20 protein-coding genes are annotated in these 21,752 nt (G+C 50.1%); 3 read left to right on the top strand and 17 right to left on the bottom strand.

Annotated features, from left to right (window positions below):
* Positions 1-393 precede the first annotated feature (393 nt).
* The 13 genes from KJS57_RS22880 to cymR form a co-directional block, all read right to left on the bottom strand.
* Complete coding sequence (locus KJS57_RS22880; RefSeq protein WP_213656468.1) at positions 394-1,728, bottom strand: peptidase U32 family protein; 1,335 nt, start codon at positions 1,726-1,728, stop codon at positions 394-396.
* A 175-nt stretch (positions 1,729-1,903) separates the two neighbouring features.
* Complete coding sequence (locus KJS57_RS22875; protein ID WP_211020096.1) at positions 1,904-2,836, bottom strand: peptidase U32 family protein; 933 nt, start codon at positions 2,834-2,836, stop codon at positions 1,904-1,906.
* A gap of 14 nt (positions 2,837-2,850) precedes the next feature.
* On the bottom strand, positions 2,851-3,903 hold the full coding sequence (gene mltG, locus KJS57_RS22870) for an endolytic transglycosylase MltG (RefSeq protein ID WP_213656467.1): 1,053 nt from the start codon (positions 3,901-3,903) through the stop codon (positions 2,851-2,853).
* A 168-nt stretch (positions 3,904-4,071) separates the two neighbouring features.
* Positions 4,072-4,380 (bottom strand): DUF1292 domain-containing protein, encoded by a 309-nt coding sequence (locus KJS57_RS22865; protein ID WP_247681511.1) that lies wholly within the window; start codon positions 4,378-4,380, stop codon positions 4,072-4,074.
* Positions 4,367-4,684 (bottom strand): DUF1292 domain-containing protein, encoded by a 318-nt coding sequence (locus KJS57_RS22860; RefSeq protein WP_211020099.1) that lies wholly within the window; start codon positions 4,682-4,684, stop codon positions 4,367-4,369. Before KJS57_RS22860 ends, KJS57_RS22865 begins: the two co-directional genes overlap by 14 nt.
* Before the next feature lie 12 nt (positions 4,685-4,696).
* Positions 4,697-5,113, bottom strand: a complete 417-nt coding sequence (gene ruvX, locus KJS57_RS22855) for a Holliday junction resolvase RuvX (protein ID WP_213656466.1) — start codon at positions 5,111-5,113, stop codon at positions 4,697-4,699.
* An 8-nt stretch (positions 5,114-5,121) separates the two neighbouring features.
* Entirely contained in the window at positions 5,122-5,382 is a 261-nt protein-coding gene (locus KJS57_RS22850; RefSeq protein WP_211020266.1) for an IreB family regulatory phosphoprotein, read from the bottom strand.
* Positions 5,383-5,754: 372 nt separating this feature from the next.
* A complete protein-coding gene (alaS, locus tag KJS57_RS22845; RefSeq protein WP_213656465.1) occupies positions 5,755-8,379 on the bottom strand; it encodes an alanine--tRNA ligase in 2,625 nt (874 codons plus the stop codon).
* 430 nt (positions 8,380-8,809) lie between these two features.
* The gene (locus KJS57_RS22840; RefSeq protein WP_211020102.1) at positions 8,810-9,877 is read right to left on the bottom strand and encodes an AI-2E family transporter; all 1,068 of its coding nucleotides are present in this window, start codon (positions 9,875-9,877) and stop codon (positions 8,810-8,812) included.
* Positions 9,878-10,062: 185 nt separating this feature from the next.
* Positions 10,063-10,269 (bottom strand): YrzR-like zinc ribbon domain, encoded by a 207-nt coding sequence (locus tag KJS57_RS22835; protein ID WP_114495707.1) that lies wholly within the window; start codon positions 10,267-10,269, stop codon positions 10,063-10,065.
* Between the two features lie 14 nt (positions 10,270-10,283).
* Positions 10,284-10,805, bottom strand: a complete 522-nt coding sequence (locus KJS57_RS22830) for a PRC-barrel domain-containing protein (RefSeq protein WP_211020103.1) — start codon at positions 10,803-10,805, stop codon at positions 10,284-10,286.
* Positions 10,806-10,890: 85 nt separating this feature from the next.
* Entirely contained in the window at positions 10,891-12,042 is a 1,152-nt protein-coding gene (locus tag KJS57_RS22825; RefSeq protein WP_213656464.1) for a cysteine desulfurase family protein, read from the bottom strand.
* Between the two features lie 286 nt (positions 12,043-12,328).
* Positions 12,329-12,748, bottom strand: coding sequence for a cysteine metabolism transcriptional regulator CymR (gene cymR / locus KJS57_RS22820; protein WP_213656463.1), 420 nt, complete (start codon positions 12,746-12,748; stop codon positions 12,329-12,331).
* A gap of 288 nt (positions 12,749-13,036) precedes the next feature.
* On the opposite strand from cymR, the gene mnmA reads away from it, so the two are divergent.
* Complete coding sequence (gene mnmA, locus KJS57_RS22815) at positions 13,037-14,170, top strand: tRNA 2-thiouridine(34) synthase MnmA (RefSeq protein ID WP_211020106.1); 1,134 nt, start codon at positions 13,037-13,039, stop codon at positions 14,168-14,170.
* Between the two features lie 903 nt (positions 14,171-15,073).
* Here mnmA and KJS57_RS22810 read toward each other — a convergent pair.
* The 3 genes from KJS57_RS22810 to KJS57_RS22800 all read right to left on the bottom strand — a co-directional run bounded on the left by KJS57_RS22810 (position 15,074) and on the right by KJS57_RS22800 (position 17,957).
* Positions 15,074-15,931, bottom strand: a complete 858-nt coding sequence (locus tag KJS57_RS22810) for an IS3 family transposase (protein ID WP_244861679.1) — start codon at positions 15,929-15,931, stop codon at positions 15,074-15,076.
* A gap of 11 nt (positions 15,932-15,942) precedes the next feature.
* Complete coding sequence (locus KJS57_RS22805; protein ID WP_211022752.1) at positions 15,943-16,239, bottom strand: transposase; 297 nt, start codon at positions 16,237-16,239, stop codon at positions 15,943-15,945.
* A 407-nt stretch (positions 16,240-16,646) separates the two neighbouring features.
* On the bottom strand, positions 16,647-17,957 hold the full coding sequence (locus KJS57_RS22800; RefSeq protein WP_213656462.1) for a replication-associated recombination protein A: 1,311 nt from the start codon (positions 17,955-17,957) through the stop codon (positions 16,647-16,649).
* A 361-nt stretch (positions 17,958-18,318) separates the two neighbouring features.
* Between KJS57_RS22800 and KJS57_RS22795 the strand changes: the two genes are divergently transcribed.
* Both KJS57_RS22795 and KJS57_RS22790 read left to right on the top strand, forming a co-directional pair.
* Positions 18,319-18,618 carry a CD3324 family protein gene (locus KJS57_RS22795; RefSeq protein WP_211020108.1) on the top strand — a complete coding sequence of 100 codons (300 nt, stop codon included), beginning with the start codon at positions 18,319-18,321 and terminating at the stop codon, positions 18,616-18,618.
* Between the two features lie 183 nt (positions 18,619-18,801).
* Positions 18,802-19,506: an HNH endonuclease gene (locus KJS57_RS22790; RefSeq protein WP_244861676.1), complete on the top strand. Its 705-nt coding sequence runs from the start codon at positions 18,802-18,804 to the stop codon at positions 19,504-19,506.
* A gap of 13 nt (positions 19,507-19,519) precedes the next feature.
* On the opposite strand, the gene KJS57_RS22785 is transcribed toward KJS57_RS22790, so the two are convergent.
* Positions 19,520-21,682: a HelD family protein gene (locus KJS57_RS22785; protein WP_213656461.1), complete on the bottom strand. Its 2,163-nt coding sequence runs from the start codon at positions 21,680-21,682 to the stop codon at positions 19,520-19,522.
* Positions 21,683-21,752: the final 70 nt, after the last annotated feature.

Genomic DNA, 21,752 nt, shown 5'->3' with positions numbered 1-21,752 from the left:
CACCGCTCATAATAGTCGTCGCACCCTCAAATTAGGTTTGAGGTCATGCCTTTAATACCTGAAATTTCTTTTCATATACCTTACATCATTCGACAGTAATTGACGACTTCCTCTTTAATATCGGCAGATTGCAGGGACGAATTTAAATTTTTAGGTTAAAAAATCTAGCGAAACTCAAAAAAGGGTCTTTAGTCCTAAGTGAACTTTTTGTGCAAACGTTTCTCCTAGTAAAGTCCCAAGAAAGCTGGGAAATTCAACCACTATCGCAGAACATCCCTTCTGGCTGAATCCTCTCGAATGGATGATTTTTCAAACTGAATTTATACATTTGCATATCAAAACAAAAACCCCTGCCAAGTTTTTGACTTGGTCAGGGGTGCTACAAACGGAGTTCTATTTCTTTTTGCGCATCATATCGAAGTAGGAAACAGGCTGGTCAACTTTGATTTTTACTTTTTGCAGCGGATGACGCGCCGCGTCCAGTTCATTGCCTTCTTCGTCCCAAATCTGTTCAACGACCTGTTTGAAGAACGTGCCGCCCGGTCCGAAGAACTCCACTTCCTGTCCCGGTTTGAAATGGTTGCGTTGCTGGATAACCGCCATGCCGGTAGCCTCGTCATATTCCATGACCAGACCGGCAAAATCATAAGGAGCCGCTTTTTCCTCGGGCTCGTAAATGTGATCCTCATGATCCGGGGTATCATAGAAAAATCCAGTGTTCAACGGCCGGTTTGCCGCCTTGTTGATCTCCTCGATCCATTCGGGCTTCAAGACATAGTTATCCGGGTCGGCCATATAGGAGTCAATCGCTTGCCGGTACACATTGACCACAGTTGCGACATAGTGAATCGATTTCATCCGGCCTTCTATTTTGAAACTGTCCACGCCTACATCAATCAAATCGGGAACATGTTCGATCATGCAAAGATCTTTGGATCCCATAGTAAAAGCATTATCCTGTTCCTCAAACAACGGCAGTTGGGTCACGCCGAGCTGGAATTGTTGCAGCACCGGATCTCCCATAGCTTCCTCTTCCGAAATCCAGGCTGTCTCAGGACGGCTGTCCTCGAACAAATCGTACTTCCAGCGGCAAGACTGGCAGCAGCCGCCCCGGTTGGAGTCGCGGTCCGTAAAATGGTTGGACAGCACGCAGCGTCCGGAATAAGAAGAACACATCGCACCGTGGATGAACGCTTCGATTTCAACGTCGACATGTTTTTTGATCTCTTCGATTTCTTCGAGACTCGTCTCCCGGCCCAGAACTACCCGCGGCAAACCTTCCTCTTTCCAAAACTTCACGGCCTGCCAATTTACCGTCGATTGCTGGGTGCTGAGATGGACTTCCAGTCCCGGTACCGCCCGGCGGGCAGTGTCGACTATGATCGGGTCCGCAACGATGACGGCGGAAATTCCCGCCTCATATAAATTGCGCAGGTATTCCTCGATCCCGTCCAGGTCCTCATTATGAGCATAGATATTGGTTGCTACGAATACTTTGGCGCCGTACTTTTTGGCAAACTCGACCCCTTCGCGCATTTCCTCAAAACTGAAGTTGTCGGCATTGGAACGAAGGCCGTATTTTTGTCCTCCGATATATACGGCATCCGCCCCGTAATGAATCGCAAATTTCAGTTTTTCGAGGTTCCCCGCTGGAGCGAGCAGCTCCGGTTTCTCTAACCGGTGCCGCTTCCCCGTATATTTCGGGCTGTGTTTCTCCGCTGTTTGCATCTTCGTTCACCTCTTAATGTTTATAAAAAGCATGCTACGCACGCCGTTTGATCTTCCGATCGCTGTTGCTGCCCGAATTATTTGATTTTATTAAATCAGACAAGGTAATAATTCGGCAGCAAAGGCGAACACTATTGTTTCTCCAGATTCAAACGTCCCGCTCCGCACAGATCAATTAATATACCTGTTCCTTGTAAAAGAAGCCGAAAGAGAGCTCACGCTCGGGATCCTGAACCCGGCGGATGCTTTCCATCCATTCCTCGTCAAACTCGTAATTTTCCGGGTCCTGAAAATAGGTATCGATCGCTTGGCGATAGATCCGGATGACCGTTTCGTTGTATGCGGACGGCTTGAACAAGGTTTCGATTTTAAAACTGTCTACCCCCGAAGCCATCAGCAGATGGAGGTCTTCCAAAATGCAAATATCATCGGAACTCATAATATGAGTCCCGTTTTCATCTTCGTAAATCGGGAACTTCTCATCAGGGCGTTCCGCTTCGACCAGGAATAAGCCGCGATCTTTGTCCAGGCTTCCGCCATCGACCGGCCGACCCTGATGCGTCATATAACTGTGAACCAGGCGCCGCTTGGAATGATAAATATTGGTCATCCCGTGAACTTGTACTTCCGAGTCAATGTTCAGCTCAGGCTGCATCTCTGTAATCTCGTCCATATTCAATTCGCGGGCGAGTACGACACGGCTCGCTCCTTTGGTACCCCAATAATTCGCTGTGGAATAATTCGTTGAAGTCATCTCGGCGTTCCAGTGAAGCGAAATTTGCGGGGCGATTTCCCGGACAGTCTGAAGTACGGCCGGATCGCCGAATTGAATTCCGTCGATGCCCGCCTTCGAGAGCTCGGTTACATAATGCCGAAGTTCTTCCAATTGTTCATTATGAAGCAGCTTATTGATACTAACGTAGACCTTGGCCTCACGCTCATGCGCGTATGCGACAGCCTCAGCAATGTCCGTCAATGCAAAATCGCCCGGCAAACGCATACCGTATTTCGCTTCTCCGATCAATACCGCATCTGCTCCCGCCGCGAGATAAGTCTCCAGTTCCTTCAAGGATCCGGCGGGAACGAGCAGTTCCGGTTTGTTACCCATGTTATCCACCTCAGTTATTCGGCCGCAGCCTTGCTTTTCTTGATGTTCTTCAAATGTTCATTATACGTTTTGGCAAACAGATGCTCTCCGCTGCCATCTTTTTTTGTCACATAAAAAAGATATTCCGAAGATTCCGGCTCAAGCGCCGCCTCAATCGATTTCAAACTAGGCGCCGCAATGGGACCCGGCGGAAGTCCTTCATAAAGATAAGTGTTGTACGGGCTGTCAACGCTTCGCAAATCGGAATTCATCAACCGTTCTTTAGGCTTACCCAATAAGTACTGTACCGTAGCGTCAATTTCCAGCTTCATTCCTTCAGCCAGACGATTGTAGATAACGCCGGCCACAAGCGCGCGTTCGTTATCCGCAACCACCTCGCGTTCTACCAGCGAAGCCACGGTCATAAGTTCATTCAAGCTCATTCCCCGCTGGGCCAGCTTCTCGCGGAAATCCGGAATTTCATCCAGCCGCTTGCTTGTTTCTTCAAACATCCGCTGTACGATGTCCGTCTCCGTGCTTCCTTTTTTCAGTTCATACGTTTCAGGGAACAAATAGCCCTCCAGCTTAAAAGTGAGCTGGTCACTATCCGAAAGATCCGCAAGCAATGCATTGCTTAATCCTGTTGCCTGTTTTGCCAGATCCAAAAATACTTCCTTATTCGCGATCCCTTGCTCAGCCAATTTGTCCGCCATCTGAGTCACGGTGAATCCCTCCGGAATCGTAAAGCGGATCATTTCAGCTTTCACTACGTCGCCGCTATTAAGCTTGGCGATAATCTCTTCATAAGTCGCGCCTGGGTTGAGCTCGTACACACCGGCTTGAAAACGGCTCCCCTCGGATTTCCATTTCAAATAGGAAAGGAATAAAAAGGAATTTTTAATCAGTCCTTGATCCTCTAAAATTTCGGCAATGCCGTTCGTTCCAGTTCCAGGCTCGATCGTAAATTTCACAGGCTGCTCCGATGCCTTTACGGGCTGCATTCCGTTATATACATACAACCCGCCGGCGGCACCGGCGATAACGATGATTAGAATGATCGAAATAAGCCATTTCAGCGCCCTCTTCAACCGCTCAACTCCTTTATAATCTTCGAATTAGTGTGTTGCCCTATTGTCTAATTCGATGGTTTGTACCTCGGGAATTCCCGGAAAATATAGATTCTAAACAATCCAAAAAGAGCGGTTGTCCCGCTCTTCTCAGTCCGGTCTATATTACCATAGGTATGCCTTCCCGGTCTATTCCGGGAAGGTTAATTCATCATACAATTCAGACACATTTTCCCATTCATCGTCATCATCAATGGTAACGAGTTCAAGGGAACCGTCCGCAGCCGTCAAAATTTTGAAAATCTCCGGCTCATCATCTTCATTACCGTTCTCCGAACGAAGAACAGCATAGGAAGCGCCGGCTACATCGAATTCTTTCTCGACGTTGTAATAAGATACCTTGCCCTGGTCATCCTGCAATTCAACTACAGGACCAAAAGCGTCGGTGACACGGGAAGTCCAGATCACCTGATCCGCTGAATAATCAGTCACGGTCATCCTCCCCGTCGAACTCGTCGATCAGCGTATTAAACGTCTCTTCAACGATTTCCCACTCTTCGTCGCTCTCAATAGTGTATAGCTTCAGGTCATCTCCGTCTTCTTCGTAACGGAATGCGTATACTTCTTCGCTCTCTTCATCTTCACTCTCAGCGGAATCCAGAGGAACGACCATCATATACTTGGCGTCCGAACCGTCGACTTCGAATTTCATAATGACTTCGAATTCTTCTTCGTTGCCCTCTTCGTCGGGAATATAAATAATTTCCGGTTCTTCTTCATTGCCGATACGATCTTTAGACATGTGCGATCACCCTCACCTTTGACTCTTAGAGTCCAAATAATTTTGCAAAATCAAGCTTGCGGCCATCTTATCAACGACCCCTTTGCGCTTTTTCCGACTGACATCCGCTTCGATCAGAGTCCGATGTGCGGATACCGTGGTCAAACGCTCATCCCATAAATGAACGGGAATCTGAAGAATCGTCTTCAGTTCCTCGGCAAAGGCAATACAAATCTCACCGCGGGGTCCGATGGTACCGTTCATGTTCTTCGGCAGCCCTACAACGACTTCCTCCACACCATGCTCCGATACCAATTCCGAGATGCGGTCAAAATCGCCGCCTTCATGGCGACGTTCGATCACCGTCAAACCCTGGGCGGTCCAGCCGAAAGCATCGCTAACGGCCACACCGATCCGCCGGTCCCCATAATCCAAACCCAATATTTTCATCCTATCTCCTAACGGTGGCCGGCAAGATAATATCTGACCAGCTCTTCAATCAGTTCGTCGCGCTCTTTCTTGCGAACCATGCTTCTCGCATTATTGTGGCGCGGAATATATGCCGGGTCCCCGGACAACAAGTAACCTACAATCTGGTTAATCGGGTTGTAGTCCTTCTCCTGGAGCGCCTCGTAAACCGCAAGTAGGATTTCCTGCGCAGACGCTTCCCGCTCATCGCCCGTGACGTTGAACTTGACGGTTTTATCCATGGAGTCCATGATGACACCTCGCTTCTTCAGACCTGCGGAAATCCCGCAGCTGATTTCGTCTTTATCTATCATTACTATATCATACCATGGGCCCCATAAGGAAATTTTCAACAACGACTTTTGATCACGAAGTGAATTCACAGGTGTTATTCGACATCGAATCTTGAATTCTGTCCGGCCCTTCCGTTGCTCACGTAGGACTTTCCTACGCTCCGCTACTCAGTGCCTGCCTTCATCCAACCTTCTCGGTGCTGAAAAGCCGTTGACTTTTGATCACGAAGTGAAATCCGGATGCTCTCGGTGCTGAAAAGCCGCTGTCTTTTGATCACGAAGTGAAATCCAGGTGCTTATTCGACTTCGAAGCTTGAATTCGGCCTGGGGCTATGCCTGCGATGCGATCCATTGCTCCGGCAGCTTGAGCGCCTCTTCCAGCTTGGTGACATCCTTGCCTCCGGCCTGAGCCATATCCGGGCGTCCGCCTCCGCCGCCGCCGCAAACCGCAGCGACTTCTTTGACGAGCTTGCCGGCATGAAGGCCTCGTTTCACTTCATCCTGCGGTACAACCACGACGAAGTTTACTTTGTCATCCATGGCAGCTCCAAGCACAAGCACGGTATCCGGCAGCTTCACCTTCAATTCGTCGGCAAGTCCGCGCAACGCATCCATACTGCCTGCTTGAACGTTTGCGGACAGGAGCTTGGTTTGACCCACAACGACAACTTTATCTGTCAGTTCTCCAGCTTCAATGGAGCTAAGTTTGCTTTGCAGCGATTCATTCTCGCGGCCCAAATCTTTAAGCTGCTGATACAAAGCCTCGATCCGCTTAGGGACATCGTTCAAATTAGACTTCAGCAATCCTGCCGATTGCTTCAGAATATCCAATTGACCGTCCATGAACATATACGCTCCGCGGCCGGTTACCGCTTCGATCCGTCGTACTCCCGAGCCAATTCCGCTTTCGCTCACCAGCTTGAACAGACCGATTTCCGACGTATTGTTTACATGGCAGCCGCCGCACAGCTCAAGGCTGTAACCGCCGACTTGAACGACCCGGACGACATCGCCGTATTTTTCGCCAAAGAGCGCCATAGCCCCCATAGCCTTTGCTTCATCAATCGGCTTCAATTCAATCAGGACATTCAGAGAATTCCAGATTTGCTCGTTGACCCGGCGCTCGATCTCCACCAGTTCCTCCGGCGAAATGCTGCCCAGATGGGAGAAGTCGAAACGAAGACGCTGAGGTTCAACCAGGGAACCCGCTTGATTGACATGCTCGCCCAGCGTTTCTTTTAACGCCTTATGAAGCAAATGGGTTGCTGTATGGTTCTTCACGATGTCCCGGCGCATTTCCCCGTTGACCTCTGCGGTTGCTTCCGAACCGGTACGCAGTTCGCCGGAAGTCACCGTAACCTGATGAACATGCTGGCCGTGCGGAGCTTTGAACAAGCCCTGTACCGACGCCGTGCCGGAGCCGCTGCGGATCGTCCCTTGGTCGCTGACCTGGCCGCCGCTTTCGGCATAGAATGGCGTCTTCGCCAAAATGATCTGCCCCGACTGGCCGGATGCGAGCGAATCGACAAATTGGTCGTCCGAAATAATCGCTACGATTTCAGTCACCGCATCAAGCTCATTATATCCAATGAATTCCGTTTTAGTCGTGAAATCTGAAAGGACGCCGCCCTGAACCTTCATGCTTCCGCTATCGTGACGGGCAGCCCGTGCGCGCTCGCGCTGCTCTTCCATCGCCGCTTCGAACCCTTCGCGGTCAACGCCAAGTCCTTGTTCGGCTGCGAAGTCTTCCGTTAAATCCAGCGGGAAGCCGTACGTATCGTACAATTTAAACGCATCCGCGCCGCTGATCAGGTTGCGTCCGGCCGCTTTGGCTTCGGCGCTTACGTCGGCCAGGATAGCCAGACCGTCGCTGAGCGTTTCATGGAAACGTTCTTCCTCCGAGCGGATAACCTTCTCGATGAATTCGCGTTTCGTAACGACATCCGTATAGTAGCTACCCATGATTTCGCCAACCGTGTCCACCAGGTTGTACATAAAAGGTTTGTCCAGCCCGATCATTTTTCCGTAACGTACCGCACGGCGGAGCAATCTGCGGATAACATAACCGCGACCTTCGTTGGAAGGAAGCACGCCGTCCGCTACCGCAAAGGCGACCGTACGAATATGGTCGGCGATGACTTTGAACGCTACGTCCGTTTCCTCTTTAACTCCATAAGTCACGCCTGCCAGCGAAGCCGTCTTGGCAATGATCGGCTGGAACAAGTCGGTGTCAAAGTTGGAATTGACGTTCTGCAGAATGGAAGCAAACCGTTCCAGACCGGCGCCGGTATCGATATTTTTGTTGGGAAGCGGAGTATAGCTGCCGTCTTTATTGTGATTGAATTGGGAGAAAACAAGATTCCAGACTTCCAGGAAGCGCTCGTTCTCCCCGCCAGGGAAGCATTCGGGATCGGACAGATCGCCGTAAGCGTCTCCGCGGTCATAGAAAATTTCCGTGCACGGTCCGCATGGACCTTCGCCGATGTCCCAGAAGTTATCTTCCAGTTTAATGATGCGTTCGGCCGGAAGGCCGACTTTTTCATTCCACAGTTTGAAGGCCTCTTCATCCTCCGGATAAACGGTGACCGACAAGCGTTCCGGATCAAATCCGATCCAGTCTTTTCCGGTCAAGAATTCCCAAGCCCAGGTAATCGCTTCTTCTTTGAAGTAATCACCGATCGAGAAATTGCCTAGCATTTCAAAAAACGTATGATGCCGGCGAGTCTTGCCGACATTCTCGATGTCGTTGGTGCGGATACACTTCTGAGAATTGGTCAAACGCGGGTTTTCCGGTTTCACGCGGCCGTCAAAATAGGCTTTGAGCGGCGCCATACCGGCATTGATCCACAACAGGGACGGATCGTTATGGGGAACGAGCGAGGCGCTAGGCTCGACCTTATGTCCTTTACCGGCAAAAAACTGCAGCCATTTGGAGCGAATTTCACTTGCTTTCATCTATTTTCCTCCTAAAGTTTATGATCTATAGTTCATGTTTGCGGTTAGGCAAACAAAGAAAAAACGCCCCTGAAAATCAGGGACGATTGTCTCGCGGTACCACCCTGGTTATCGTCTCCCCGTGAATTCTGTCCTAATAAGGAGGCGATCGCCTTGTACGGTCTTGTAACGGGGACCATCCGGTGAGTTTTTGGCTCACACTCGGAAAACAGCGCTTCTGTCCGGCGATATTTCGGGTTCTTTCAGCCATCGTCGGAGAAACGGCCTTAAGGCCGCATCACCAGCGAAGGAACGCCTTCTCTGGGAAAATCAATATCGGACATACTTCTTTTCGTCAACGATTTCGTTTATGAATGTCAAATTCGTTCGAATAAATCATTCTAAGTATATAAGGCGGCACCACTGATGTCAATGCGCTACATCCCTGAGGTTACACCGTTTTTCGTCTTACATAATACGCATAAAAATGCTGGATGACGACCTTGCCCACGGCAAAGAGCGGAACGGCAAGCACGAGTCCCGGAATTCCGCCGATCTCGCCGCCGACCAGAAGCGCAAAAATGATCAGCATCGGGTGCAAATGAAGGGTCTTTCCGACGACTTGCGGAGAAATGACGTTGCTCTCAATGAGCTGGCAGATCATGTTGACGAGGAAAACCATCAGCACCATTTTCCACGAGATTGTCGTCGCCATAATCATTGCGGGAGCCGCCCCCAGAAAAGGCCCGAGATAAGGGATAATGTTGCACACGGCAACAACCCCCGCAAGCAGCAAGGCAAAGGGCATCCCGATGATCATATATCCGATATAAGCGAGCACGCCGATGATCACGCACACTAAGAGCTGACCGCGCACATAATTACCGAGCGCCTCATCGATTTCCTTAAGCAGCGTTACGATGGATTTGCGGCGGGATCTCGGTAAATACCTCAATATAAGCCGTTCGAAGGCTTCGAAATCCTTTAGCATATAGAAAATGAGAAACGGAACGATAAAAGCATTGAATACGACGCCGATCGTTGTTCCGATATTGTTCAAAAAGGTAGAGATGGAAGCGGCCATCCGCTGCTCAAATTGAAAGAACCAATTGTTCATTCCCATTCTGATACTTCCCGGGAGAATGCTGTTATCCCAGCGGGTCATCAGTTGCTGAGTGTGTAAAGTGAGTTCCGGCAAATGTTCCCCGAGCTCCTCCAGCTGTTCGACAAACATCGGGATGACATTCATCAAAATAACCGACAGGCTTGTTAAGAATACCGCGTATATGAGAAGCACGGCCACCGTGCGTGGGACTTTCCGTCCGCCCAGCATCTTGACGATAGGATTAAGCACATAAGAGATGATGATCGCGATAATAAAAGGGGAAAGAATGGCTTTCAAGAAACCGTAAACTACGGCAAACATCGGCCTGAGCAGCCATACGAAATAAAGAATGACGAGTCCCAGCAGCATCCAAACCCCATAGCGGAACAATTTGCTTTTATTGAACGGCTCCACTTCAATTACCCCCTCCCGTAGCTCGGAGTCGGACCAGCTATGAAGAAAGTATATGCCCGGGAGGACAAAAATAATCGTGAGCAACAGAGAAAACCGCCGGATAAACCAACAAGAGGCTGTGCACAAAGCAAAATCGCTCCGGCACAACCTCTTATCATCCTCATATTCAATCAAATCAAAAACTGCTAGGACAGATGCATTTGGGGAAATTCCTGAGGAACCTCTTCACCAAAAAACAAATCATCCAAAGAGCTGAGTGTTCCATCTTCTTCTACTTGATAGACCGACATCTTCTCTCCGTTTACCGTCAATTCGATAAAGCAGCCCCAGCAATAAAATTGGTGGGAGCCGATTTTGCCGATATCCTTGGAACTGCAGTTTGGACATTTCATCATCACATTATCACCTATCCGTTAACAGAATTCACAGTGTTCTCCAGCCGCTGCTCACTGTTTGGAGGCACCATGATCGCATTTTCGCCTTTGGTCATTCCGGGTGCAAAAGGCAGCACTTTTCGCCCTTCCATCAGATCGGAGAAAAACCCGTCACTGACTTCTATTCCTGTAATTGTGTTTCCCAATTCATGGTCAAAATAAACATCGGTTACATGCCCTATCAAAATTCCGTCCTCGGTAAGGATCGGAAGTTCCTTCAATTTGCCGCTACCCGAGTTAAAGGTAAGCTGTATATTCTCGGCTTCCTCTTTTTGGATCGCCTGTTGATTGCGAATCATCACGGCATCTTCACCGTATGCAACGATATCTTCCCAGAGCACGACCTTAATTGTGGAGGAAAACATTGCTTTGCCCTCCAATTGAATGCCCGTAATACTCCAGGTTTCATCGAGCAGGAAATCGAAAACCTTTCCGATTTGTTTGCCGTCTTCCACGTCGAATACGGCCAAGCCTACCATCTCCTGAAGTTTCATGCTCTTGGGTCCTCCTACTGTGGCAATCTCCTGATCCCTAAAAAACGAAACAACCTCCTCCCGAAAAAACTGCAAAAGACGCCCATTATCTTCTTTTACGAAGACGCTCTAATATGGTTCCAATTTTTTCGGCGGTATGTTCCATTTCTTCACTAGTATTACCCAAACCAAAGCTGAAACGAATCGCGGAACGTAAAAAATTTTGCGGCAAATTCATGGCTTCAAGCACATGCGATGGTTCTAATGAACCGGATGAGCACGCCGAACCGCTGGCAACGGCAATTCCCTCCATATCGAGATTCATCAACATCGTCTCCGTATCGCACTCAGGGAAGCTGATATTGAGGATATGCGGGAGTCGCTGCGAAGGGTGGCCGTTGACATGAAAACGCTCCTCGCCAACCACTCTCTTCAGTCCGGAGATCAAAACTCCGCGAAGCTCTTCATCATGAGCAGCCCGCTGCGGAAGCTGAGCTGCAGCCAGTTCCGCCGCTTTCGCGAACCCTGCGATGCCCGCCATATTCTCGGTTCCGGCACGACGTTTGCGCTCCTGCAGTCCTCCATAAAGAATGGGCTCTATGGACAATTCCCGGCGGATATATAATGCGCCCACTCCTTGAGGACCATTAATTTTGTGCGAGGAGAAGCTCATTAAATCGACCGGAAGCTCGTTGCAGTTGATCGGTACAGCACCAAGCGCCTGAACGGCATCCACATGAAAAACGATATCCCTTGCCGAAGTGAGCTCACCGATTTCGGCGATAGGCTGAATCGTGCCGATCTCGTTGTTTCCGTACATCACGCTAACCAGAATCGTATCCGGCCGGATGGCTGCTTCGACTTGCTCGGAATGAACTTGTCCATAACGGTCGACAGGTAAATATGTAACTTCAAACCCTTGTTTTTCCAGCCGATGGCAAGCATGAAGAACGGCATGATGCTCGATCGCCGTCGTAATGATATGACGTCCGCGATCCTGCCGGGCCTCTGCCGTCCCGAACAACGCGAGGTTGTCGCTCTCGGTTCCGCCGCCCGTAAACACCACTTCATCAGAACGGCATCCGATAAACCGGGCCAGGCTGTCCCGTGAACCGTTGACCAGTCTTTTAGCAGCCCGTCCGAAAGAATGAACACTCGACGCATTGCCGTACTGCCGCCGCATGACGTCCAACATGGTTTCCGCAACATCCGGGTGCACCGGCGTTGAAGCTGCATGGTCCAAGTATATGTTTTTCATTAGGCATCACCTTAACTTATTTTGAGGTTATTTAAACAAAATCACCGTCCCGAAAGCGACGGTACTCGTGTTAGCTCATCTATGTTATGCGTATTATGGTAAAATGTAAAGAAATTTTGCAATTTCAACGCTTTTTCATAATAATCGTATTCCCTATTTTTGTACAGCTTAATACCGTGGACTCTAATCCCCCACTCGAATCGAATTCGGTTTGCAAATAAATAATAGAGGCTCCTCCCGGAACCTCTATCTTGGTAGTAAGATTATATGTTAGAACGCTGTGGAATTAAATGTAGAACATGTAATTTTCCTTTGCGCCCTGTTCCTCGAAGGAAATCATATTCTCGAGGGTTGTCGAATCCAGCACTTCGGCAATACTATCGCGAATCCGCAGCCATAAATCGCGTTTGGCCGGATCATCTTCTTCCGTAAAATCGACCGGCGAAATCGGCCCCTCCAATACGCGGATAATATCACCGGCAGTGATTTCGCTTGCCTCTCGGGACAAAATGTAACCGCCATATGCCCCGCGGACGCTTTTAACCAGCCCGGCATTGCGCAGCGGCGCGATCAATTGCTCAAGATAATGCTCGGACAATTGGTTCTTTTCGGCAATGCTTTTTAGGGAAGTCGGACCTTCGCCAAATTTAGCGGCCAACTCCATCATAATGGTCAGGCCATAGCGTCCTTTTGTGGAAATCTTCAAAGAAGCCACCTCTTTCAATTTTCAAATAATCTTTATATAATTGAACTTTGATCAATTAGAATAGTATTACTACCTATTCCTATCTCTAACCTTTGTTTATCGTAACATATCCGCCTCGGTTTGGAAAACAGCCCACAGCACGAAAACTGAATTTTGTTTACACAAAATTTACACATGCTTAACTGTGCCGGATCGATGGTAATGCACCTTCAAGCACGGGATCGAACGAATCCCTTCCTATTATGCTAAAATAACGTTGGGCCCATGATTGGCCGAAGGAGTGATCATATGAACAAACCCGTTAATGAAACACGCGTCGTCGTCGGTATGTCCGGCGGAGTCGATTCCTCCGTCACCGCTCTCCTGCTGAAGCAGCAGGGATACGACGTGATCGGCATTTTTATGAAAAACTGGGACGATACCGATGAATTCGGCTACTGCACGGCGGAAGCGGATGCCGAGGATGTGCGCCGCGTATGCGAGCAAATCGATATCCCGTACTATACCGTCAATTTTGAAAAAGAATACTTCGATAAAGTATTTGCCTATTTCCTGGAGGAATATAAGCGGGGCCGTACGCCAAATCCGGACGTCATGTGCAACCGGGAAATTAAATTCGGCGAATTTTTGAACAAGGCTCTGGATCTTGGCGCCGATTATGTAGCCACCGGGCATTATGCCCGCGTCGTCGAAGAAGCCGGAACTTACAAGCTGCTCCGGGGCGTTGATAACAATAAAGACCAAACCTATTTCTTGAATGCCTTGAACCAGGATCAGCTGTCCAAAGCCATGTTTCCGATCGGACATCTTCCCAAGCCGGAGGTTCGCCGGATTGCTGAAGAAGCGGGCCTGTATACGGCCAAGAAAAAAGACAGCACCGGCGTTTGCTTCATCGGGGAACGCAACTTCCGCGAATTCCTCAGCCACTATCTACCCGCCAAATCGGGAAATATGGTCGATATCGTCACCGGCGAAGTCAAAGGCCAGCATGACGGCCTGATGTACTACACGCTCGGTCAACGGCAAGGCCTCGGCATCGGCGGATCGGGCAACGGCGAACCGTGGTTCGTAGCCGAAAAAGACCTGGAACAAAACATCCTGTACGTCGTCCAAGGCGATAAGCATCCAAGCATGTATTCCACCGGCTTGACCGCTTCGGACGTCAACTGGATCGCCGGCGAAGACAAGCTGCCGCAAGGCCCGTTCAAATGCACCGCCAAATTCCGTTATCGCCAGCCGGATCAGGGCGTAACCGTGACGGCGCAGGAAGACGGCACTCTATCCGTGCAATTTGACGGACCACAAAAGGCGATCACGCCTGGACAAGCCGTTGTCTTCTATGACGGCGAAGTCTGCCTCGGCGGCGGAATCATCGAAGCGCCGGAGAAGCTTCCGGTTCCTGAGCTTGGCCGACATCGGTAAGTTCTAGACTAAGCATTAAGAAAAAGCACCCGCGTTACCCGGCGTTTCATTGCCGGAAAGCGCGGGTGCTTCTTTTTTGATGAGATAAAAAGCTTGGTTTAACTGGATAACCTCCAGTTAATTATCGGGGGTCGGCGATTGGCGCTGCAGCGCGCGGTGCTCGGCGTCACATGATGGTGACTAGCTGTAAAACCTGCTGTTAATTATCGGAGTCGGCGATTACGCTACATTAGCTGGATAACATCCAGTTAATTACCGGGAAACCGGCGATTGCTTCTGCTTTAGCTGTAAAAACTACAGCTAATTATCGAGAAATCCGTGAATGCGCCACATTAGGTGTAAAACCTGCAGTTAATTCGGCCAATTACGTTGCACTCTTCGGAAAACCTCCGAAATAGATGTAGTTTTTGCTGTTAAATACTGCGAATCAGGTTATAACGGCAAATTAGCTGTAGAAAATGCAGTTAATTATCGGAGTCGGCGATTACGCTGCATTAGCTGGATAACCTCCAGTTAATTACCGGGAAATCGGCGATTGCTTCTGCATTAGCTGTAAAAACTACAGCTAATTATCGAGAAATCCGTGAATGCGCCACATTAGCTGTAAAACCTACAGTTAATTCGGCCAATTACACTGCACTCTTCAGAAAACCATCAAAATAGATGTAGTTTTTCCAGTTAAATGCTGCAAATCAGGTTATAACGGCTAATTAGTTGTAGAAAATGCAGTTAATTATCGGAGTCGGCGATTACGCTGCATTAGCTGGATAACCTCCAGTTAATTACCGGGAAATCGGCGATTGCTTCTGCATTAGCTGTAAAAACTACAGCTAATTATCGAGAAATCCGTGAATGCGCCACATTAACTGTAAAACTGCTCTTCTGTCAACAAAGTGGACACCCTTAAGCTGTAAATTGGTAGTACATCTGTTCAAAGCGCACCGGTGACATGTAACCAATTGTGCTATTTGAGCGCTTGCGGTTGTAAAAGAACTCAATGTAACGATACAGCTTCTGTTGAGCCTCTTCCTTGGTCCTGAATTTTGGCCTGCTGTAGATGAATTCACGTTTTAAGATGCTGTGAAACGCCTCGATGCAGGCATTGTCATAGCAGTTACCTTTACGACTCATGCTTGGCTGTATGCCTAAGCGTGCCAGTTGTTCACGGTACTCCTTGGAGGCATACTGGGAGCCGCGATCGGAATGGTGAATTACACTCTTTGGCTTCTTAGCCTCGTACGCCTGATTTAGTGCTTCAAGGACGAGGTCCGTCGTCATTTTATCGCTGAGCCTCCATCCAACGATCTGTTTTGTATATAGATCCAAAATGCTGGCAAGGTACAGCTTTCCCTGGCGGCAAGGGATGTAGGTAAGGTCAGCCACCCATTTTTCATTAGGCCTGGTGGCAGAGAAATCCTGATCCAGTACATTCGGTGCGATGGGCATATCGTGATTGGAGTCTGTGGTGGTGACTCTAAATTTTCGAGCCATGCACGAGCGCCACCCATTTTCGCGCATGATGAGGCCGACGGTTCGTTCCGATACCGTCCATCCTTCTTTTACCAATTCATTGTGTATCCTTGGGCTGCCGTAGATTTCATCGGAATCGTAAAAATGCCATTTAATACGTGCTACGAGTTTCTCTCGACGCTTCTCTGTCTCGGAGGCTTCGGATGCCTGCCACTTGTAGTATCCACTCCGGGAAACTTGCAGCACTTTGCACATCTTCTCCAATCGAAACTCGGAGCGATGATCTTCGATGAACTGGAACCTTAGTTCTTTTCTTTCCCGAAGATGTGCACGGCCTTTTTTAAAATTTCGATCTCTTCTTTCAGGTCCGCGATCTCACGTTTTTGGTCTTCAATGAGCTGGGATTGCTGTCGAAGTGATTCTCCTTGGTTTACCGGTTCATTTTCAAACTCACGGTACTTACCCACCCAGTTTCTCAACGTACCGGGATTGATGTTCAGTTCGTCGGCCACCTGCTCCAACGTCTTCGTCTGCTCTTGCACATACTTTACGGCTTCACGCTTAAATGTTTCATTGTATCGTTGCCTAGACTCACTCATTCTCGACACCCTTTCTGCCTCAATAGATTTATTATCTGTGTGACATTAAGAGGTGTCTACTTTTTATTCTAGCTGCAAACCTGCAGTTAATTCGGCCAATTACACTGCACTCTTCAGAAAACCATCAAAATAGATGTAGTTTTTCCAGTTAAATACTGCGAATCAGGTTATAACGGCAAATTAGCTGTAGAAAATGCAGTTAATTATCGGAGTCGGCGATTACGCTGCATTAGCTGTATAACCTCCAAGCTAATTACCGGAGTCGGCGATTGCGCTACATTAGCTGGATAACCTCCAATTATTACCAGAATATCGGGATTGGCACTTAATTAGCTGTAGAAAACCAGTTATTTTGCATTCATTCAAATCAACCGCACCATTCCCTGCTCTGGTTGCCTCATATCGGGCTAATCCCCTCTACGCCGCAGCTCCTGATTGTGACGGATTTTGCTCTCATTGCCCTGCTCGGTCGCTTGGTAGAACGTCCGGCCGGCCAAATTCGGCGGCAGGTAGTCCTGCTTCACGTAATGGCCGGGGAAATTATGCGGGTATTTGTAGCCGGTGTGCCCGAGCTTGACCGCTCCTTTATAATGGGCGTCCCGCAAATGCAGCGGCACCTCGGCGGATTTGACCTCGTCCATCGCCGACATCGCATTCGAAATCGCCGCGACCACGGCGTTCGATTTGGGGCTCTCGACGGCGAACAGAATCGCCTGGGCGATGTTCAGCTTCGCTTCAGGCCAGCCATTGTTGCGGTAAGCCTCCAGGGCGCTTACCGCCTGTACCATGGCCTGCGGGTTCGCAAGCCCGATGTCCTCGCTCGCGGCGGCGATCAGCCGCCGAAGGAACGTCATCGGGTCCATGCCCAGTTTCTCTACCGCGTAGAGAAACCAGAACAACGCGGCATCGCTGGAGCCGCGGATGCTCTTGTGAAATGCGGAGAGGACGTCGTACTGCGTCGACTCATCCGCTTTGACCAGCGGGCGGCGGATCGACTCTTCCGCCACCTCCAGCGTAATGCGGACGGTGCCGTCCGTTTCCGGCGGCGTCGTCATCGCGGCCAGCTCCAGAGCGTTCAAGGCCCGGCGGATATCGCCGTTGGCCATCTCGGCGATGTGCTGGAGCGCCTCGTCCGAGGCCTCGAGCTTCATGAAGCCGAGGCCTTTGTCCCGATCGCTCAGCGCACGGCGCATCGCGATCAGCGAATGCTCCTTCGTCAGCGGCTCCAGCTGGAAGAGCGTCGAACGGCTCAGCAAGGCCCCGTTGACATAGTGGAACGGATTTTCCGTCGTCGCGCCGATAAAGATGATCGTTCCCTTCTCCACCGCCGGAAGCAGGGCGTCCTGCCGCGAACTGTTGAAACGGTGTACTTCATCGAGGAACAGGATCGTTTTCGTGCCGTAAAACGATTTATCGTTCTGCGCTTTTTCGATAACCTCGCGAACATCCTTTACGGAAGCGTCCACCGCATTGAGACGTACGAATTCCGCCTGGGTATGATTCGATATAATATGCGCGAGCGTCGTTTTTCCGCAGCCCGGAGGTCCATACAGCAGAATCGAAGAAATCTGATCCGCTTCAATCGCCCGCCGCAGCAATTTTCCGGGCCCGATGATGCTTTCCTGCCCTATATATTCGTCCAGGGTTGTCGGCCGCATCCGGTCCGCCAACAGACGTCCGGAGGGATCGTTTTCCCGGGAATAAGAGAATAAGTCCATCATTTCACTTCCTTGAATCGTTGATTAACCACTGTTTACTATTCTAGCACATGCCTGGTAAAAAACATTTATAAACGTTCTTTAGCTTCCTTCCTTTATGGATATATGAGTTAATATAGATGTCGGGCCGACGAATCACTGGAAAGGGGGCTGATCGAAGTGATTACAGTGAATGAGGTGGTTTCCGCGTAACGCGGAAGCCGTACAACGAGGGGCTTTTAGCCCCTCTTATTTCCGTTTGGAATACTCTGTGTTAAAATATACGCAAATACAATGCCGAAAGGGGGATTTACGACCATGTACACTCAATTATTCCAACTAACACCGTTAACAACAGAACGGATCAAGGAGGATCATGATCGTGAACTACAAAAACGGGAAGGATGTGCTTCCCCCTAGGCTGCTGAAGGAGCTTCAAGATTACATTCAAGGCGAACTGCTCTATATCCCCAAACCGGACTGCTCGAGAGCACTCTGGGGGGAACTCAGTGGAACCCGCACATCAATGGCAAAAAGAAACGAAGAAATCTTCCGGCTATACCGTACCGGACATTCAGTCAGCGATCTGGCGGAAAGGTTTTTTCTGTCCGATGAAAGCATCCGCAAAATCGTATGTAAAATGCGCTCTTCTCTCAGAGAAGCGGCGGCAGTTACCGAATAAGCCAATTCAACTGTATAAACCTAGAGGCCGACCCGTTTTCAGTATACGGGCGGCCTCTATTGATTTGGGAAGCGATAAGGATAAGAGTTTTTAGCGTCCTGTAGGAGAAGTGACCCACGATAGGTATAATATACATAAAGACCTAAAAGGACTAAGGAACTTTCACTAAACCGAGGTGACCGGATGATGCCGACCAATCACAATGAACCAAGCCAGCAACACAGCGCCGGGGCTATAACCACCGGCTTTAAACGCTGTGCGCGCTGCGGCGATAACAAACCGCTATCCGATTTCCTCAGAAGAACAGGCAAACGCTCCTCCCAAGGATCGCGGCGCGGCACTTGCCGCAGCTGCCGGGCCCAACTCAAAAACCTGGAACAAACCGCAGTACTAACGGCTGATCCTCGGCCGGTTACTGATCACTCTGTCCGAAATTCGCGGAGCTCGGTCCATCCGGTCGCCGCTTCCCCGCAACCTCCGACTCGCACGCTGCCCGCACCGCCTCCGGTAGAAGGCCCGGACGCGTCCGTATTGCGTCCGAACCGCCAGGGCAAAATCCGTATGCGCGGGCGCACGGATAAGGGTAGCCGCTGGCATCAGGAGATCGACCTGGAACTGGCCGTCACCCTGGTGCAGGAGCATGCCGCAGTCGTCGTGAACCGGAATACGATCCGGCGGCTCTACAGCAACAAGGCCTTTCGCCGCTACATTCTGGCACGGGACCGCCATACTTGCTTTTTCTGCGGCAACTACGGCGATACAATCGATCATCTGCTACCTAGAGCGAAGGGCGGTCATACTACACCCGTAAACTGCGTCTGCGCCTGCAATGAATGCAACCAGAGCAAAGCCGATCGCAACCTGGAGGATTTTATCGGGGACAGTTAAAACGACCCTTATATTACTCCCCTGTCACCGACAAATCTACTGGATCCGGAACGTAGTCCGGTAACTCGTTTCCATGCATCAACCATAACTCATGCAATGCCCGGGTGCAGCCTACGTATAGAAGGCGCGCATCCTTCGGCCCATAGTGCTCCCGATCCACATCCGTCACGATGACGGCATCGAATTCCAGTCCCTTGGACAGGTAAACTGGCAGAACGGAAATACCGCCCGCATACTGCCTCTGATCCCCGCCGATCAAATTGGCGGTAGTGCCTGCTTCATTCAAATAAGCATGCAAATGCTCCGCTTCCTCCATCGTCCGGGTCAGCAAGGCTACCGTGCGATGGCTGCCCGTCATGACTTGCCTCAAAGCGTCCGATATGGCGGTTAAACGTCCGTCTCCCGCGGCCGGTTTTAACCGGACCGGTTCCCCGCTGCGGAACACCGGCACCGCCAGCAAATCCGTTTCAACGCCCCGCTTCAAAATTTCATTCGCAAAATCAATGATCTCCATTGTCGACCGGTAACTTCTCGTTAAAGCAAAATAAGCCGTTTCCTCCGGCGCGAACAGCGCCTGCATTTCTTCCCAGCTCCGGACTCCTTTATAGTAATGGATCCCTTGTGACAAATCGCCCAGGATGGTGAAAGAATGACCCTTTACGAACCTGTCGAGCACAGCCACCTGCAAAGGGCTGAAATCCTGCGCTTCGTCGATCACCACATGGTCGAAGGTCAGCTTGCTGTCAAGCTCATGGACTCGTGAGTGCAAGTAGAGTAAGGCCGCGAGATCCTCTTCCTTAAGGATTCCTTTTTTTAAATAGGCATTAGTTCCAATAAGAATGGGCTTCGGAATGCTCAAAATCTCGGCATCAGCATCATTTTCACCGGAAGGCTGACCCTTCGCGGCGAACGCCGATTGGAACATACTTTTGTACAAAGCCACGGCCTCCAGCTCCGGCCACTTTTTGGCGTAGGCCTTTTCCCGTTGCTGCGCCTTCTTCTTACGCTCTTTTAATGCCGCCGCGGAGGGAGATTTCTTCAATTCCATCTCCACCCACCGGTGAATCCGGGCCAGCACACGTTCTTTGCGCCGCGCAACCGGGTAATGCTTGTATTCCCCGTCGAACCAATCGATGATCGTGTTTCGGGACAACCTCGCCCCATCCCACGGCTCAAAATCCGTATCCGGCACACATCCCGATTCCACGCGGGTCAAATAACTTTCCAGAATCGACTTAAAAGCGACGGCTCCCTTAAATCTGCCTGGCAGGTCACTGTCGTTCCATGCGCCTTCGCGCAAATCACCGGCATCAAACCAGCGGGCCAGCGTTTCCGAACCATCCGCAGGAGCCTGATCCAGTCTCAGTACTCTGGCAGCCCAGTCGCCGAAAGTGCTTTGCTGAATATCGCCGACACCGAGTTCCGGAAGAACTTCCGAAATATAATCGATAAACATATGGTTGGGAGCAAAGATAACCATCCGCTCCGCTTTAATTTGATCCTTGTACTGGTACAGCAAAAAGGCAAGCCTATGCAGCGCAACCGTTGTTTTTCCGCTGCCGGCCACGCCTTGAATGATCAACGCCGTATTACGGGCGGCACGGATGATCAGATCCTGCTCCGCCTGAATCGTGGAAACAATGTCACGGAGGCGGTTGTCTTTGTTCTCGCCGAGACGGTAGACCAGGAACTCATCGGACACGGCCGGCCCTTCGCTGTCTTTGTTATAGGTATCTACTACGCGCTCCAAAATTCCTTTGCGAATGACAATGTTCCGCTTTAAGTATACAAGCCCCTCGATCAGTCCTTCCGGAGCATCATATGAAGCCGAATCGCCGCCCGTAAAGGAATAAAACAAACTGGCGACCGGAGCGCGCCAATCGATGACGACCGGTTTTCCTCCGTCTTGATCCCCGACGCCCACTTTGCCGATATAAAGGGGCTGCGCTTCCTTGCCCTGTTCCTCGAAATCCAGCCGTCCAAAATACGGCTCGCGGATCGAGCGTTCAAGCTGCTGCCGGTGGGATTCCCTGCCCGCTTCCAGCACCTGCTCGGTGAAGTCATGCCCTGTATAGACGGGAATGCTCTTGAGCGCCTTCAGTTGGCTGTCAATATCACGGAGAGTACGATCCAGCCGATCTTTCTCTTCTTGATAGGCACTTTGAAAATGTTCCACTTTCAGTTACCTCCTAAGGTTAGTATTCCGTCTGCTCTCCGGCATTCTGTTTCCGAAGTCAAAAGGAGTT

Origin of the sequence: Paenibacillus vini, from assembly GCF_018403325.1 — a bacterium.
GTDB lineage: Bacteria > Bacillota > Bacilli > Paenibacillales > Paenibacillaceae > Fontibacillus > Fontibacillus vini.
The sequence above is the reverse complement of the archived record's forward strand: the minus strand, read 5'-3'. Positions and strand labels throughout refer to the sequence as shown.